Raw genomic sequence first — 13412 nt, forward strand, 5'->3', positions numbered from 1 at the left:
AACAGGAAGGAGACACGCAGTGCAGCAATCCACATCCGCCGTGCCGAGGCTTGAATTGCGGCATGCAAGCAAATCGTTCGGCCGGGTCCGCGCACTCTCGGAAGGCGATCTCTCGCTGTGGCCCGGCGAAGTACATGCGTTGCTCGGAGAAAACGGCGCGGGCAAGTCGACACTCGTGAAAATTCTCGCCGGCGTGCATCAGCCCGATACCGGCGAACTGCTGGTGGACGGCGTGGCGCGCCGCTTCGCGACGCCCGCCGAAGCACGCGACGCCGGACTCGCGGTGATCTATCAGGAGCCGACGCTGTTCTTCGATCTGTCGATCGCGGAGAACATCTTCATGGGACGGCAGCCGGTCGACCGAATCGGCCGCATTCAGTACGACGCCATGCGCCGCGAAGTGGATGGCCTGCTCGCGTCGCTCGGTGTCGATCTGCGCGCCGATCAACTGGTGCGCGGCCTGTCGATCGCGGATCAGCAGGTGATCGAAATCGCCAAGGCCTTGTCGCTGAACGCGAACGTGCTGATCATGGACGAACCCACGGCGGCCTTGTCGCTGCCTGAAGTGGAACGGCTCTTCGCGATCGTGCGCAAGCTGCGCGAGCGCGACGTGGCGATTCTGTTCATCACGCACCGGCTCGACGAGGTGTTCGCGCTGACGCAGCGCGTCACGATCATGCGCGACGGCGCCAAAGTGTTCGATGGGTTGACCGTCGATCTCAGCACGGAGTCGATCGTCGCGAAGATGGTCGGCCGCGATCTGGAGACGTTCTATCCGAAGGCCGAGCGGCCACCGGGCGAGGTGCGGCTATCGGTGCGCAAGCTCACGCGCGTGGGCGTATTCAAGGACATTTCGTTCGACGTGCGCGCGGGCGAGATCGTCGCGCTGGCCGGCCTAGTGGGGGCGGGCCGCAGCGAAGTGGCGCGGGCGATTTTCGGCATCGACCCGCTCGACTCAGGCGAGATCTATATTGCCGGCGAGCGTTTGACGGCGGGACGGCCGGCCGCTGCGGTACGAGCGGGGCTTGCGCTGGTGCCGGAAGATCGCCGGCAACAAGGGTTGGCGCTGGAGTTGAGCATCGCCCGCAATGCGTCGATGACGGTACTTGGGCGGCTCGTCAAACACGGCCTGATTTCGACGCGCAGCGAGACGCAGCTCGCCAATCAATGGGGCACGCGGCTGCGTCTCAAGGCGGGCGATCCGAACGCGCCGGTCGGCACGCTATCGGGCGGCAATCAGCAGAAGGTCGTGCTCGGCAAATGGCTGGCCACCGGCCCGAAAGTGCTCATCATCGACGAACCCACGCGCGGCATCGACGTCGGCGCCAAAGCGGAGGTGTACAGCGCGCTAGCCGAACTGGTGCGCGACGGCATGGCCGTGCTGATGATTTCGAGCGAATTGCCGGAAGTGCTCGGCATGGCCGACCGCGTGCTGGTGATGCACGAAGGGCGGATCAGCGCGGACATAGCACGCGCCGAAGCCGACGAGGAACGCATCATGGCGGCGGCACTCGGCCAACCGATTCCACCGTTGGGGAACGCAGCATGATGCGCCATTCTTCCACGCACCCCGCGCCGGTCCAGCCGCCGCTGTCGAAGCGCAACGCCGCGACGCCAGGCGGTTTTGTAGCGGGCATCGCGAAGAGCCGGGAAACCACGCTGTTCGTCGTGCTGATTCTGTTGATCGTCGGCACGGGGCTGGCGAAACCGCAGTTCCTGAATCTGCAGAATCTGCGCGACGTGCTGCTTAACGTGTCGATTATCAGTCTGCTGACCGCCGGTATGACGGTGGTGATCCTGATGCGGCATATCGATCTCTCGGTCGGCTCGACGGTCGGCATCAGCGCGTATGCGGTCGGTAGCCTGTATGTCGCGTTTCCCCATATGCCGGTGCTGGTCGCGTTGGCGGCGGGGCTCGCGATCGGTCTCGTGGCGGGCAGCATCAACGCGCTGCTGGTCGCGGTGGGGCGCGTGCCGTCGCTGGTGGCGACGCTCTCCACGCTGTACATCTTTCGTGGCGCGGATTACGCGTGGGTGCACGGCGGCCAGATCAACGCGACCAGTTTGCCCGACGCGTATTCGCGGCTCGCGACCGGCACGTGGCTTGGTATTCCGACGCTCGCGCTGATCGCCTTCGTCGTACTGCTTGGCCTCGCCGTGTATCTGAAGCAGTTTCGCGGCGGCCGCGAGCACTACGCGATCGGCTCGAATCCGGAGGCCGCGCGGCTCGCCGGCGTGAACGTCGAGCGTCGCGTGATGGCGGGTTTTCTGCTCTCGGGTGCGATTGCCGGTTTCGCCGGCGCGTTGTGGCTGGCACGTTTCGGCACCGTCGACGCCAGCACCGCGAAGGGCATCGAACTGCAGGTCGTGGCCGCCGCCGTGGTGGGGAGCGTCGCGATTACGGGCGGCGTCGGCACGATTCTCGGCGCCACGCTCGGCGCGCTGGTGCTCGGTGTCATCAGCATCGCGCTGGTCGTGCTGCACGTATCGCCGTTCTGGGAGCAGGCGATTCAAGGCGCGCTGATCGTCGCCGCGATCACCGCGGATACCTTGCTGGCCCGCTCCGTCGCCAAACGCATGATGAGGAAACGCGATCATGGCTAAACCCGATTCCGCGCTGCTCACGCGCAAACGCGAAACGCCGCTGCAATGGGAAGTGTTGCTGGTGATCGTGCTGATTCTGTCGCTCGTGCTCGGCCGCGTGTTGTCGCCGGTGTTCCTGACCGGCGCAAATCTGAGTAACGTGCTCGCCGATCTGACGGAGATCGCGCTGATGGCGTTGCCGATGACGTTGATCATCGTCGCCGCTGAAATCGATCTGTCGGTGGCTTCCGTGCTCGGCGCCTCCAGCGCGTTGATGGGCGTGCTGTGGCATATGGGCTTGCCGATGCCCGTCGTGATCGTGCTCGTGCTGATCGCGGGCGCGCTGGCCGGATTGTTGAACGGCCTCGTGATCGTCAAGCTCAATCTGCCTTCGCTCGCGGTCACGATCGGTACGCTGGCGCTGTTTCGCGGTCTCGCCTACGTGCTGCTCGGCGATCAGGCCGTGGCGGATTTCCCGGCGGGTTATACGGCGTTCGGCATGGACACGCTCGGCGCAAGCTTCATTCCATTGCCATTCGTGATCGTGATTGTCGGCGCGGTGTTGTTCACCGTGTTGCTGCAATCCACCGCGTTCGGCCGCAGTCTTTACGCGATCGGCGCGAATCCGACCGCCGCCGCGTTTTCCGGCATCGAAGTGGCGAAACTCCGGCTGCGTCTGTTCGTGTTGTCCGGCGCGATGAGCGCGCTGGCGGGCGTGGTCTACACGCTGCGCTTCACCAGCGCACGCGGCGACAACGGCGAAGGCTTCGAGTTGTCGGTGATCGCGGCGGTGCTGTTCGGCGGCGTGAGTATTTTCGGTGGACGTGGTTCGATGATTGGCGTGCTGCTGTCGCTGTTGATTATCGGCGTGCTGAAAAACGCGCTGACGCTCGACGACGTCTCCAGCGAAACGCTCACCATCGTCACCGGTGTGTTGTTGCTGGCCTCGGTGCTGATTCCGAATCTGGTGGCCCGCTGGCGCGCGGCGCGCGACCGGCGATTTATCGCGAAGTCCGCGTCTTCCCCATGACGTCTTATCCCTGTGCACGAAGAGAAAGTCCAACAACCGATAACCCGGACACCGTCACGTCCAACAACAAGCAGGAGACACTTCATGTTCAAACCTCTACGTCACACCGGCGCGGCCGCACTTTGCGTCGCGTTGCTCGCGATCAGTTGCGCCACGTCCGCCGCGGATCTGAAAAGCGGGCTGAAGATCGCGTTCGTGCCGAAGCAGATCAATAACCCCTACGAAGTCACCGCCGACAACGGTGGCCTTGCCGCGATCAAGGAGTTCGGCGGCGTGGGCAAGGTAGTCGGGCCGTCGGATGCCGGCGCGTCGTCGCAGGTGCAATACATCAACACGTTGATCACGCAACGACAGGACGCAATCGTGATTGCCGCGAACGACGCGAATGCGGTAGTGCCGTATCTGAAGAAAGCGATGTCGCAAGGCATCAAGGTCGTGACCTTCGACTCGGACACGGCCCCCGAGGGCCGTCAGTTGTTCGTCAACCAGGCGAACGCGGAAGGGATCGGGCGCAGTCAGGTCCAGCTGGTTGCCAAACTGATGGGCGGCGAGGGCGAGTTCGCGGTGCTGTCGGCCACGCCGAACGCGACCAACCAGAACACGTGGATCAAGTGGATGCAGGAAGAACTGAAGAAGCCTGAATACTCGAAGATCAAGCTGGTGAAGATCGCTTACGGTAACGACGACGATCAGAAGTCGTTCACCGAAACGCAAGGTTTGTTGCAGGCGTATCCGAATCTGAAGGCGATCGTGGCGCCGACCACAGTGGGTATCGCGGCGGCAGCGCGTTACATCTCGTCGTCGTCGAGCAAGGGCAAGGTCGCGGTGACGGGATTGGGCACGCCGAACCAGATGCGCGCGTTCGTGAAGAACGGCACGGTGAAGGCGTTCCAGTTATGGGATCCGAACCAGTTGGGCTATCTGGCGGCTTATGCCGCGGCGGCGCTCGCGTCGGGCACGATCACGGGCAAGGAAGGCGAGTCGTTCGACGCCGGCAAGCTGGGTAAGCGCACGATCGGGCCGAAAGGCGAAATCATTCTCGGACCGCCGACCACGTTCGATTCAGGCAATATCGACAACTTCAATTTCTAGGCGACAAAGCTTTTAGCTCTAAAACGAGGCGTGCCGGGCAAGACACCGCCAGGCACGCCTCGTATGTTCTGGCGGCTACGAAAAGCTGACCGCTCGCTTAAAACCGGTGCTGAATCCCCGCCGTCACCCCGGTCTGCGTATCCGCGGCACCCGTCAGATCGCGCGACAAACTCACCGCGTTGTCATGCTTCGCCATTGCATAACCGCCCGCCACATACAGCACCGTGCGCTTCGACAACGCGTACTGCGCGCGCAGCGAGAACAAGGTCGGATCGGCGTCGCTCGCGTCCTTGATGTCCTGATGATAGACCGCCGCGAACACCGAGACGAACGGCGTCACGTCGTATTGCCCGCCAATCCAGTACATGTCGCTGCGCTGCGTCGGCGCGGATGTATGGAACGTGCGTCGGTAATTCCGGTAGCCCGCCATCGCCTTCACCGCGCCGAAGTCGTAGCTCAAACCGGCGTGGATGCCTTGAATGTAATTCGTGCTGTCGATCGGCGTGACGCTGTCGTACGCGCCGTTCTGGCGGTCGAACGTTACGACCGCCGCGAACGGGCCGCTTTCATAACCGAGGCCAAAGTCGTACTTCGAGCTCGACTTCAGGCTGCCCGGCACATTGCCGAAGCCGTACATCGCCCCGATCTTGACGCCCGAGAACATGCCGTCGTAGCGCACCGCGTTCGACGAACGCGAAAACAACCCGTCCTTCCGGCCGCCCGTTGCGGTGGATGAACTCGCCCACGAGTAGTTCGGCGCGTAACCCATCGGGTCGAACTGCAGCATGTAGTCGTACGTGGTCGTGAAATTGCGGCCCAACGTGATCTGCCCGAAGCGGTTCTTCAGGCCGATCGTCGCGCGCCGGTCGAAGATCGCGCCGGAACTATCGTCGAACTGGCCGTTCGCGATGTCGATGCCGCTTTCCAACTGGAAGATCGCCTTCAGCCCGCCGCCCAGATCCTCGACGCCGCGCAAGCCCCAGCGCGAGGTGTTCTTGCCGCCCGACACGAGACGCGTCGCGCTGCCGTCTCGACTCGCATGGTTCACGTATTCGATACCCGCATCGACAATGCCGTACAACGTCACGCTCGATTGCGCCTGGGCGCTGGTCGTGAACCCCGCCAATCCAGCGAATCCCGCGAGGCCGGCGCAGGTTACGCCGAGGGTCGTCTTCTTCATGCTCCACTTCATCTACTGTCTCCGGTGGTTGGTTTTTTGACTTCGGTTGCTGCTTTTCGTGAGCGGCGCGCGCGTCAACTCGCCTGGGCGAACGCCCAACAATCGTTAGCGGGGAATTCGATCCAGTGACGGCCCGCCGCGCGCGGCACGGAACCGAACGCACGCAAACGTAGATCGCCGCAATGGAACAGGTATTCCCAGCGATCGCCGAGATACATCGACGTGATCAGATCGGCTTCGAGGCGATTCGCGCCGGGACCGTCGGCCACCTGCACGCGTTCGAGGCGAATCACGGCCTGCGCGTGTTGCCCCGTGGTGAGCGCTTCGCGCGCTTGCGCCTGCAATTGCCAGCCGTCGCCGGCGAGGGTCACGCGTTCGCCGTCCACGGACGCCACGCGCGCATCGAAGCGGTTGTTGCTGCCCATGAATTCCGCGGTGTACAGCGAGCGGGGCGCACCATACAGGTCGGCGGGGGTGCCTTCCTGCTCGATACGGCCGTTGCGCAGCAGCAGGATGCGATCGGACATCGCCATCGCTTCGGTCTGGTCGTGCGTCACGCACAACGCGGATAGCCCTAACGACACGATCAGTTCGCGCAGCCACGCGCGCGCTTCTTCGCGCAGCTTGGCGTCGAGATTCGATAGCGGCTCGTCGAGCAGAATCACCGGCGGGTTGTAGACCAGCGCGCGCGCAATCGCCACACGCTGTTGCTGACCGCCCGACAGTTGATACGGGTAGCGCGCCGCGAGATGACCGAGGCCGAGTTGATCGAGCGCGGCCTGCACGCGCTTTTTCTGCTCGGCGCCGGACACGCGTCGCAGCTTCAATCCATAGCCGACGTTATCGGCCACCGTGCGATGCGGCCACAACGCGTAAGACTGAAACACGAGCCCGAGCGAGCGTTGTTCGACCGGCAGATCGACCTGCTTCGCGCCGTCGAAAAACGTCTTGCCGTCCAGTTCGATACGTCCCGACGCGGGCTGTTCGAGACCCGCCACCGCGCGCAGCAGCGTGGTCTTGCCGCTGCCCGATGCGCCCAGCAGGCAGACCACTTCGCCGGGATTCAGATCGAACGACACGCCCTTCAGAATCGGGTTGTCGCCATAGCTCAGAAAGAGGTTGTCGACCGAGAGCTTATCCATGCAATTTCACTCCGAAGCGCAGAGCGACGCCGAGTCCGACGCCGACCATCGCGATGTTGATGACAGAAAGCGCGGCGACCTGATCGACTGCGCCGGTCGCCCACAGCGACACCAGCAGCGCGCCGATCACTTCGGTGCCGGGCGAGAGCAGATAGACGGCGGTCGAGTATTCGCGCTCGAAGATCATGAAGATCAGCAGCCACGCCGCAAGCAAACCGAAACGCACGAGCGGCAGCGTCACGTCGAGGCTGACGCGCGCACGCGTGGCGCCGACGCTGCGTCCTGCCTCTTCGAGTTCGGGACCGACCTGCAGCAGCGCGCTTTGAATCAGACGCATGCCGTACGCGAGCCATACGACCGTGTACGCGATCCAGATGCTCCACATGGAGTTCTTCAGTTCCTTCAGTCCGGGCACGAACAGAAAGATCCACAGAAACGCTAGACCGGCGAGCAACCCCGGCACCGCACGCGGCAGCAGCACGAGGTAATCGAGCAGACGGGTGGCCCAATCGTTGCGGCGATGCCCGGCGAACGCGACCAGCGAATAGAAGCCCACGGCCAGCGCGCCGCCCAGCACGCCAATGCCGAGCGTGTTCAGAATCGCGCGGACCAGGTTGTCCTGTTCGAACAGTTCGGTGAAGTTGGCGAGCGTCAGCACTTCGGCGAGATGCACGCCTTCGCCCCAGTTGGTGACGAACGCGCGCAACGTGATGCCGGAGAGCGGTACGAACACGGTCAGCATCAGCCACAGCGCGACGATCGCCAATGCGACCCAGCGCCACGCGCCGAGCGGCAGCACGGTCTGGCGTCCCGCCTTACCCTTGACGGTGACGAAGCGGTTCGCGCTCTTCAGCAGCCGCCGTTGCAGTAGCACCAGCGGGAACGTGATTGCGACGATGCACACCGCGACCGCGGCCATCAGGTGATAGGACGGCACGCCGAGTTTGTTGGTGAGCTTGTACAGATAGGTGGCCAGCACGAGGTGTCCTTCGGGGTCGCCCAGCACGAGCGGCAGACCGAACACCTCGAAGCCGAGGAAAAACACCAGCACGCCCGCGAACAGCAGCGCGGGAAGCGTCATCGGCAGGCTCACGTCGAGCGCGACGCGAAACGGCCGCGCGCCGGCAACGCGGGCCGCTTCCTCGACGTCCGAGCCGAGATTGCGCAGCGCCGCCGACGAATACAGGTACACGTGCGGCACATGCGTCAAGCCGACGATCACCGTGATCGCGAGAATCGAGTAGACGGTCCACGGCGCTTCGGCGGCGCCGAACAGTTCTTTCCACCACACCGAATAGAAACCGACCGGGCCGGCCGCGACCACGTAGCCGAATGCGAGCACCATCGGCGAGACGAACACGGGGGTGAGCAGCAGCGGTTCGAGCCAGCGGCGGCCGGGCAGATCGGTGCGCACCATCAGGAACGCGAGAATGCCGCCGAGCGGAATCGAAATGAACAGCATGCCGGCGGCGATCACGAACGAATTCTTCAGCGCGGACCAGAAGTCGGGATCGCTGAAAATGAATTCGAAGCCGGTGAGACCGAGCGCGCGTTTGGCGTCGAAGAACGGTGCGTTCAGCACGCTCTGAAACAGAATGAAGCCGAGCGGCAGCGCCACCGCGACGGTCAGCACCGCGACGACGAGCCAGCGCAGCAGCCCCGCGAACGGCTGCAGACCGCCGCGCGGCAATGCGCCGATGGAGCCGCCGTCGGCCGCGAGCGGCGGGGCGTCGCGGTGTCCGGTTGCGCTTGTGGAAAGCATGAGTGTCCCCCTGCGGCCAATGGGCCGCCTATCGACAGGTAGAGAAGGAAGGGCGGCCGCGCGTTTCGGTGCGACGGCCGAGGCGTTAAACGCGCGCGCTTAACGCTTGATGGACTGTTGCCATTGCTTGAGGAATTCGAGGCGCTTGGACTGGTCGAGATAGACCAGCAGGCCCGCGCCGATCGGGATCGGCTTAAGCGAATCGCCGAGTTGCTTCGTCAGGCCCGCCATCGACGTATCGCCGTCTACGTCGGCGCGAATCGAGAACAGACTCGCCTGATTCGCCAGCAGCGTCTGGCCGCGTTGCGACAGCAGGTAATCGACCCACAGCTTCGCGGCATTCGGGCTCTGCGCCTTCTTCGAAATCGTCACGAGGCGGCTGACCACCAGCGTGTAGTCCTTCGGGTAGACGTAGCCGATCGACGGGTCTTTCTTTGCCTTGGTCAGCGCGTACGAACCGAGAATGTTGTAGCCGATCAGGTTTTCACCCGACGAGATGCGCTCCATCATTGCACCGGTACTCGACTGCAGTTTCGGGCCGGTGGCGCCCATGGCCTTCACCAGATCCCACGTGACCTGCGGGTTCACGCGCGCGTCTTGCGTCAGGTAGTTGAAGCCCACACCCGACTTTTCGATGTCGTAAGTCGTGACCTTGCCTTTGAACTGATCGGCTTTGGTTTGCAGCAGTTTGATCAGATCGGCGCGCGTTTGCGGCACGTCGCCGGCCGGCACGAGGCGCTTGTTGTAGACGATCGCCAGAGGCTCATAGGTCGTGCCGTACGCCTGCTTCTGGTATTGCGCCCATTGCGGCAAGTGCTTCGCTTCGGGCGATTCGTAAGTGGCCATCAGCCCGTCGTTGACGAGCTTGACCTGCAGGTCCATGGCCGAGCTCCACAGCACGTCGGCGCTAGTGCTGCTGGCCGCGTTTTCGCTGATGTAGCGGTTGTACAACTCGGTGCTGTTCATGTCGTTGTACTCGACCTTGATGCCGTACAGGCTTTCAAAATCCTTGATGAGCGGACGCACCAGAGCCGTGTCCGTGACCGAGTAGACGATCAGTTTGCCTTCCTTCTTCGCACTGTCCACGGTGCTCTGATAGTCGCCGGGATAACCGGCCGGAATGGCCGACCACGCGGGATTGGCAGCGAATGCGACAGCAATGGCGAGAGCCTTCAAAGCGTTTTGCACGTCTTCCTCCAGAAAACTTCGTGTTGGTTTTGTGTAGGCGAATGGTAAGAGATGGTCGCTTTCTGAACGCTTTCATTTTTCGAGGGAAATGCGTCACAATGGTCGAATTCGCCTCATGGATTTCCCTGGGATTCTGGTTATGCGTGTGCTGCTCGTCGAAGACAATCCGATCCTTTCCCGTTCGCTGACCGACGCGCTGACCGGCGCGAAACTCACGGTCGACTGCATGCACGACGGCGAATCCGCCGATCACGTCTTGCGCACGCAAGACTACGCGCTGGTGATTCTCGACATCGGTCTGCCCAAGCTTGACGGTCTCGAAGTGCTGCGGCGTTTACGCGCGCGGCGCAACGCAGTGCCGGTATTGATGCTGACCGCGCATGGGTCAGTGGAGGAGCGCGTGCGCGGTCTCGACCTCGGCGCGGACGACTATCTGGCCAAACCGTTCGCGCTCACCGAACTCGAAGCGCGCGCTCGCGCGCTGTTGCGTCGCAGTCATGGGCAGGACCCGCAGCGCGCGCAATGCGGCACGCTGCACTACGACAGCGTCGACCGCGGTTTCACGCTAGGCGGCGAAGCGCTGGCGCTCACGCCGCGCGAGCGTTCGGTGCTGGAGGTGCTGATTTTGCGCAATGGCCGTGCGATCAATAAAGACACGCTGTCCGAGAAAATTTTCGGACTCGACGAATCCGTGAATGCGGACGCGATTGAAATCTACGTCCACCGTCTGCGCAAGAAACTCGAACACAGTTCGGTCGGCATCGTGACGTTGCGCGGACTTGGCTATCTGCTGGAAGCCCGGGGCGCATGAAGCAGCCGAATCTGCGCGTGCGGGTCGCGCTGTGGTTGCTGTTACCGCTGCTTCTGCTGCTCGCGTTCGACGCGTGGCTCACCTATCAACGCGCCATGAACGCGGCTCACGACGCGTTCGACCGCACGCTCGAATTCTCGCTGCGTTCGATCCGCGACGGCATCCGTCTGCGCGACGGCGAAATCGAAGTGGACCTGCCGTATCTCGCGCTGGAAATGTTCGAATCGAACGGCGGCGGCAACATCTACTATCAGATTCGCGAGGAAAGTGGCCGCGTGGTGACGGGTTATCCCGATCTGCCGAACCCGCGCAAAGTGCCGTCCGAGCCTTACAGCGTGCAGTTTTACGACGACGAGTTTCGCGGCCGGCCGCTGCGTATCGCGATGCTCAGGTTGCCCGTGCATGACGTGCCGAGCGCGCAGACCCGGGTCGTTCTGGTTCGGGTCGGCGAAACGATCGAACCGCGTCAGGCGTTGGCGCGTGAGATTCTGATCGGTTCGTTGCAGCAGGAGTGTTTGCTGGTGGTGCTGGCGCTCGGCATTGTGTGGCTGGGTGTCGCGCGCGGCTTGCGGCCGCTGAATCGACTGTCGGCGAAAGTCGCCGCGCGTGCGGAAGACGATCCCGTGCCGCTCGATACGGTCGGCTTGCCGAGTGAAGTCACGCCGCTGGTCGATTCGATCAATCAGTACATCGGCCGTACGCAATTGATGCAGTCATCGCGCCGGCGCTTTTTCAACGACGCCGCGCATCAGTTGAAAACGCCGCTGGCCGTGATTCAGGCGGAGTCTGAACTGGCGCTGCGCGATCTCGACGGCGGTGAAGAAAGCGCCGGCGGCAATCGTCGGCAAGGCGTGCATTTGCGGCGCCTGAACGGCGCGGTGCAGCAAGCGGTGCGGATCGTGCAGCAGTTGCTGTCGCTATCGCGGCTCGACGCGGACAGCGGCTACACCGTCAAGCATGCCGCGGTGCCGCTGCATAAAGTCGCGCGTAGCGTGACGCTCGACTGGTCGCCGGTGGCGCGTTCGCGTGGTATCGATCTGGGTTTCGAGCAGGAGGTACGGATCGGCGTGATGGGCCAGGTCGATCTGCTCGCGGAACTGGTCGGCAATCTGATCGATAACGCGATCCGCTATGCCGGCGATGGCGCGGTGATTACCGTGCGGGTCGCGACCGAACGCGGGCAGCCGCTGTTGCAGGTGATCGATAACGGACCGGGCGTTGCCGTCGGCGAACGCGAGGCGGTGTTCGAGCGCTTCTATCGCAGCGAAGCGACGCAGGCGGTGGAGGGGAGCGGGCTGGGTTTGTCGATCGTGCGGGAAATCGCGCGGGTGCACGGTGCGTTGATTGCGTTGACCGATGCGGACGGTGGCGGGCTGGTGGTGAGCGTGTTGTTTCCGCTGTGTGAGGGTGAATGACGCTGCATGATTTCGTCATGCGTTTTTCAGTGCGGCGAGCACCTGCAGTCGAACTCAACGCCGAATCGGAAACCTCATCGCATACGCTTCGGATCGCGTGTCACGACCCCACTCCTTACCGTCGATCAACACGCGCGGCGCTGCGTTGTCGCGAGGCACCGCGACGTTCACGCAAGCAGCCGCCTCGCGATACAACTGCGTCTGGTTGATCCGCGCCGCAATCGCGTCGTAGTCCGCGCGCGCGTCGATCATGCCCCATCGCTCGAATTGCGTGAGGAACCACGCGCCTTCGAACGGATGCGGATAGTTGACCGCACCGTCATCGAAGAAACGCACCGGCAGGCCGCGCGGCGCGGACGCTGCGATGTCGCCACCCAGCCGCGCGGCAATCAGCGTCGCGTCGATACCGATGTAGTCGGGCCGCGCGAGCCAGTGCGCGATCTCGTTGCGATGCCCCGCGCCGTCGAGCCAGCGGCACGCTTCGAGCAAAGTTTGCACGAGCGCGCGGGCGGTATTCGGATGCGCCGCCGCGAAATCGCGCCGACAGGCCAGCACTTTCTCCGGGTGATCGGGCCATACCTCGCTCGAATAAGCCACCGTTTTACCGACCCCATCGGCCTCGGCCTGCGCGTTCCAGGGCTCACCGACACACAGGCCGTCGAGTTTGTCGTCGGCCAGCGCGGCGACCATTTGCGGCGGTGGAATCGCAACACTGTCGATATCGCGCAACGGATCCACCCCCTGCGACGCGAGCCAGTAATACAACCCCATCGCATGCGTGCCGGTCGGAAAGGTCTGCGCGAACACCGGCTTGCGACCGAGCGTCGCCAGTGCCTTGGGCAGCGTGCCATGCTCGGCGAGCGCGGCGGCGAGGCGATTCGACAGCGTAATAGCCTGGCCGTTGCGGTTCAGCACCATCAGCACGGCCATGTCCGTTTGCGGACCGCCCAAGCCCAATTGCACACCGTAGACGAGCCCGTACAGCGCGTGCGCCGCGTCGAGATCGCCGGACAACAGCTTGTCGCGCACGGCGGCCCACGACGGCTGGCGGCATAGCTCCAGGGTGAGCCCATGCGCGTGACCGAATTCGAGCAGCTTCGCGGCGATCAACGGCGCGGCGTCGGAGAGCGCCACGAAACCGAGCCGCACATGAGTCTTCTCGAGTTGACCCGACGAGGACGGCGCGGTGAAAGAGGCGGAAGAGTTCAT

The 13412-nt window shown here is 63.5% G+C and carries 11 protein-coding genes; 6 read left to right on the forward strand and 5 right to left on the reverse strand.

The genetic code is table 11. The features are described from left to right. Nucleotides 1–19: 19 nt before the first annotated feature. The 4 genes from B0G83_RS05380 to rhaS all read left to right on the forward strand — a co-directional run bounded on the left by B0G83_RS05380 (nucleotide 20) and on the right by rhaS (nucleotide 4705). Complete coding sequence (locus B0G83_RS05380) at nucleotides 20–1549, forward strand: sugar ABC transporter ATP-binding protein (protein WP_105506340.1); 1530 nt, start codon at nucleotides 20–22, stop codon at nucleotides 1547–1549. Beyond that, the gene (locus B0G83_RS05385; protein ID WP_105506341.1) at nucleotides 1546–2604 is read left to right on the forward strand and encodes an ABC transporter permease; all 1059 of its coding nucleotides are present in this window, start codon (nucleotides 1546–1548) and stop codon (nucleotides 2602–2604) included. The genes B0G83_RS05380 and B0G83_RS05385 overlap by 4 nt, the downstream gene beginning before the upstream one ends. Beyond that, complete coding sequence (locus B0G83_RS05390) at nucleotides 2597–3613, forward strand: ABC transporter permease (RefSeq protein ID WP_105506342.1); 1017 nt, start codon at nucleotides 2597–2599, stop codon at nucleotides 3611–3613. Before B0G83_RS05385 ends, B0G83_RS05390 begins: the two co-directional genes overlap by 8 nt. 84 nt (nucleotides 3614–3697) lie before the next feature. Beyond that, nucleotides 3698–4705 carry a rhamnose ABC transporter substrate-binding protein gene (gene rhaS, locus B0G83_RS05395; protein WP_105506343.1) on the forward strand — a complete coding sequence of 336 codons (1008 nt, stop codon included), beginning with the start codon at nucleotides 3698–3700 and terminating at the stop codon, nucleotides 4703–4705. Between the two features lie 97 nt (nucleotides 4706–4802). On the opposite strand, the gene B0G83_RS05400 is transcribed toward rhaS, so the two are convergent. The 4 genes from B0G83_RS05400 to B0G83_RS05415 all read right to left on the reverse strand — a co-directional run bounded on the left by B0G83_RS05400 (nucleotide 4803) and on the right by B0G83_RS05415 (nucleotide 9977). Then, nucleotides 4803–5897: a porin gene (locus tag B0G83_RS05400; protein WP_105506344.1), complete on the reverse strand. Its 1095-nt coding sequence runs from the start codon at nucleotides 5895–5897 to the stop codon at nucleotides 4803–4805. Between the two features lie 62 nt (nucleotides 5898–5959). Beyond that, complete coding sequence (locus B0G83_RS05405; protein ID WP_105506345.1) at nucleotides 5960–7027, reverse strand: ABC transporter ATP-binding protein; 1068 nt, start codon at nucleotides 7025–7027, stop codon at nucleotides 5960–5962. Next, nucleotides 7020–8789, reverse strand: coding sequence for an iron ABC transporter permease (locus tag B0G83_RS05410; protein WP_105506346.1), 1770 nt, complete (start codon nucleotides 8787–8789; stop codon nucleotides 7020–7022). The genes B0G83_RS05405 and B0G83_RS05410 overlap by 8 nt, the downstream gene beginning before the upstream one ends. Before the next feature lie 99 nt (nucleotides 8790–8888). Then, a complete protein-coding gene (locus B0G83_RS05415; RefSeq protein WP_105506347.1) occupies nucleotides 8889–9977 on the reverse strand; it encodes an ABC transporter substrate-binding protein in 1089 nt (362 codons plus the stop codon). Nucleotides 9978–10092: 115 nt separating this feature from the next. Here B0G83_RS05415 and B0G83_RS05420 point away from each other — a divergent pair, with 115 nt between their 5' ends. Both B0G83_RS05420 and B0G83_RS05425 read left to right on the forward strand, forming a co-directional pair. After that, nucleotides 10093–10788 carry a response regulator gene (locus B0G83_RS05420; RefSeq protein WP_105506348.1) on the forward strand — a complete coding sequence of 232 codons (696 nt, stop codon included), beginning with the start codon at nucleotides 10093–10095 and terminating at the stop codon, nucleotides 10786–10788. Beyond that, entirely contained in the window at nucleotides 10785–12203 is a 1419-nt protein-coding gene (locus B0G83_RS05425) for a sensor histidine kinase (protein ID WP_105506349.1), read from the forward strand. Before B0G83_RS05420 ends, B0G83_RS05425 begins: the two co-directional genes overlap by 4 nt. Nucleotides 12204–12257: 54 nt before the next feature. Here the strand turns inward: B0G83_RS05425 and B0G83_RS05430 are convergent, their stop codons facing one another. Continuing rightward, the gene (locus B0G83_RS05430) at nucleotides 12258–13412 is read right to left on the reverse strand and encodes a CmpA/NrtA family ABC transporter substrate-binding protein (protein WP_105506350.1); all 1155 of its coding nucleotides are present in this window, start codon (nucleotides 13410–13412) and stop codon (nucleotides 12258–12260) included.

It is taken from the genome of Paraburkholderia sp. BL21I4N1, from assembly GCF_002973525.1.
Lineage (GTDB): Bacteria > Pseudomonadota > Gammaproteobacteria > Burkholderiales > Burkholderiaceae > Paraburkholderia.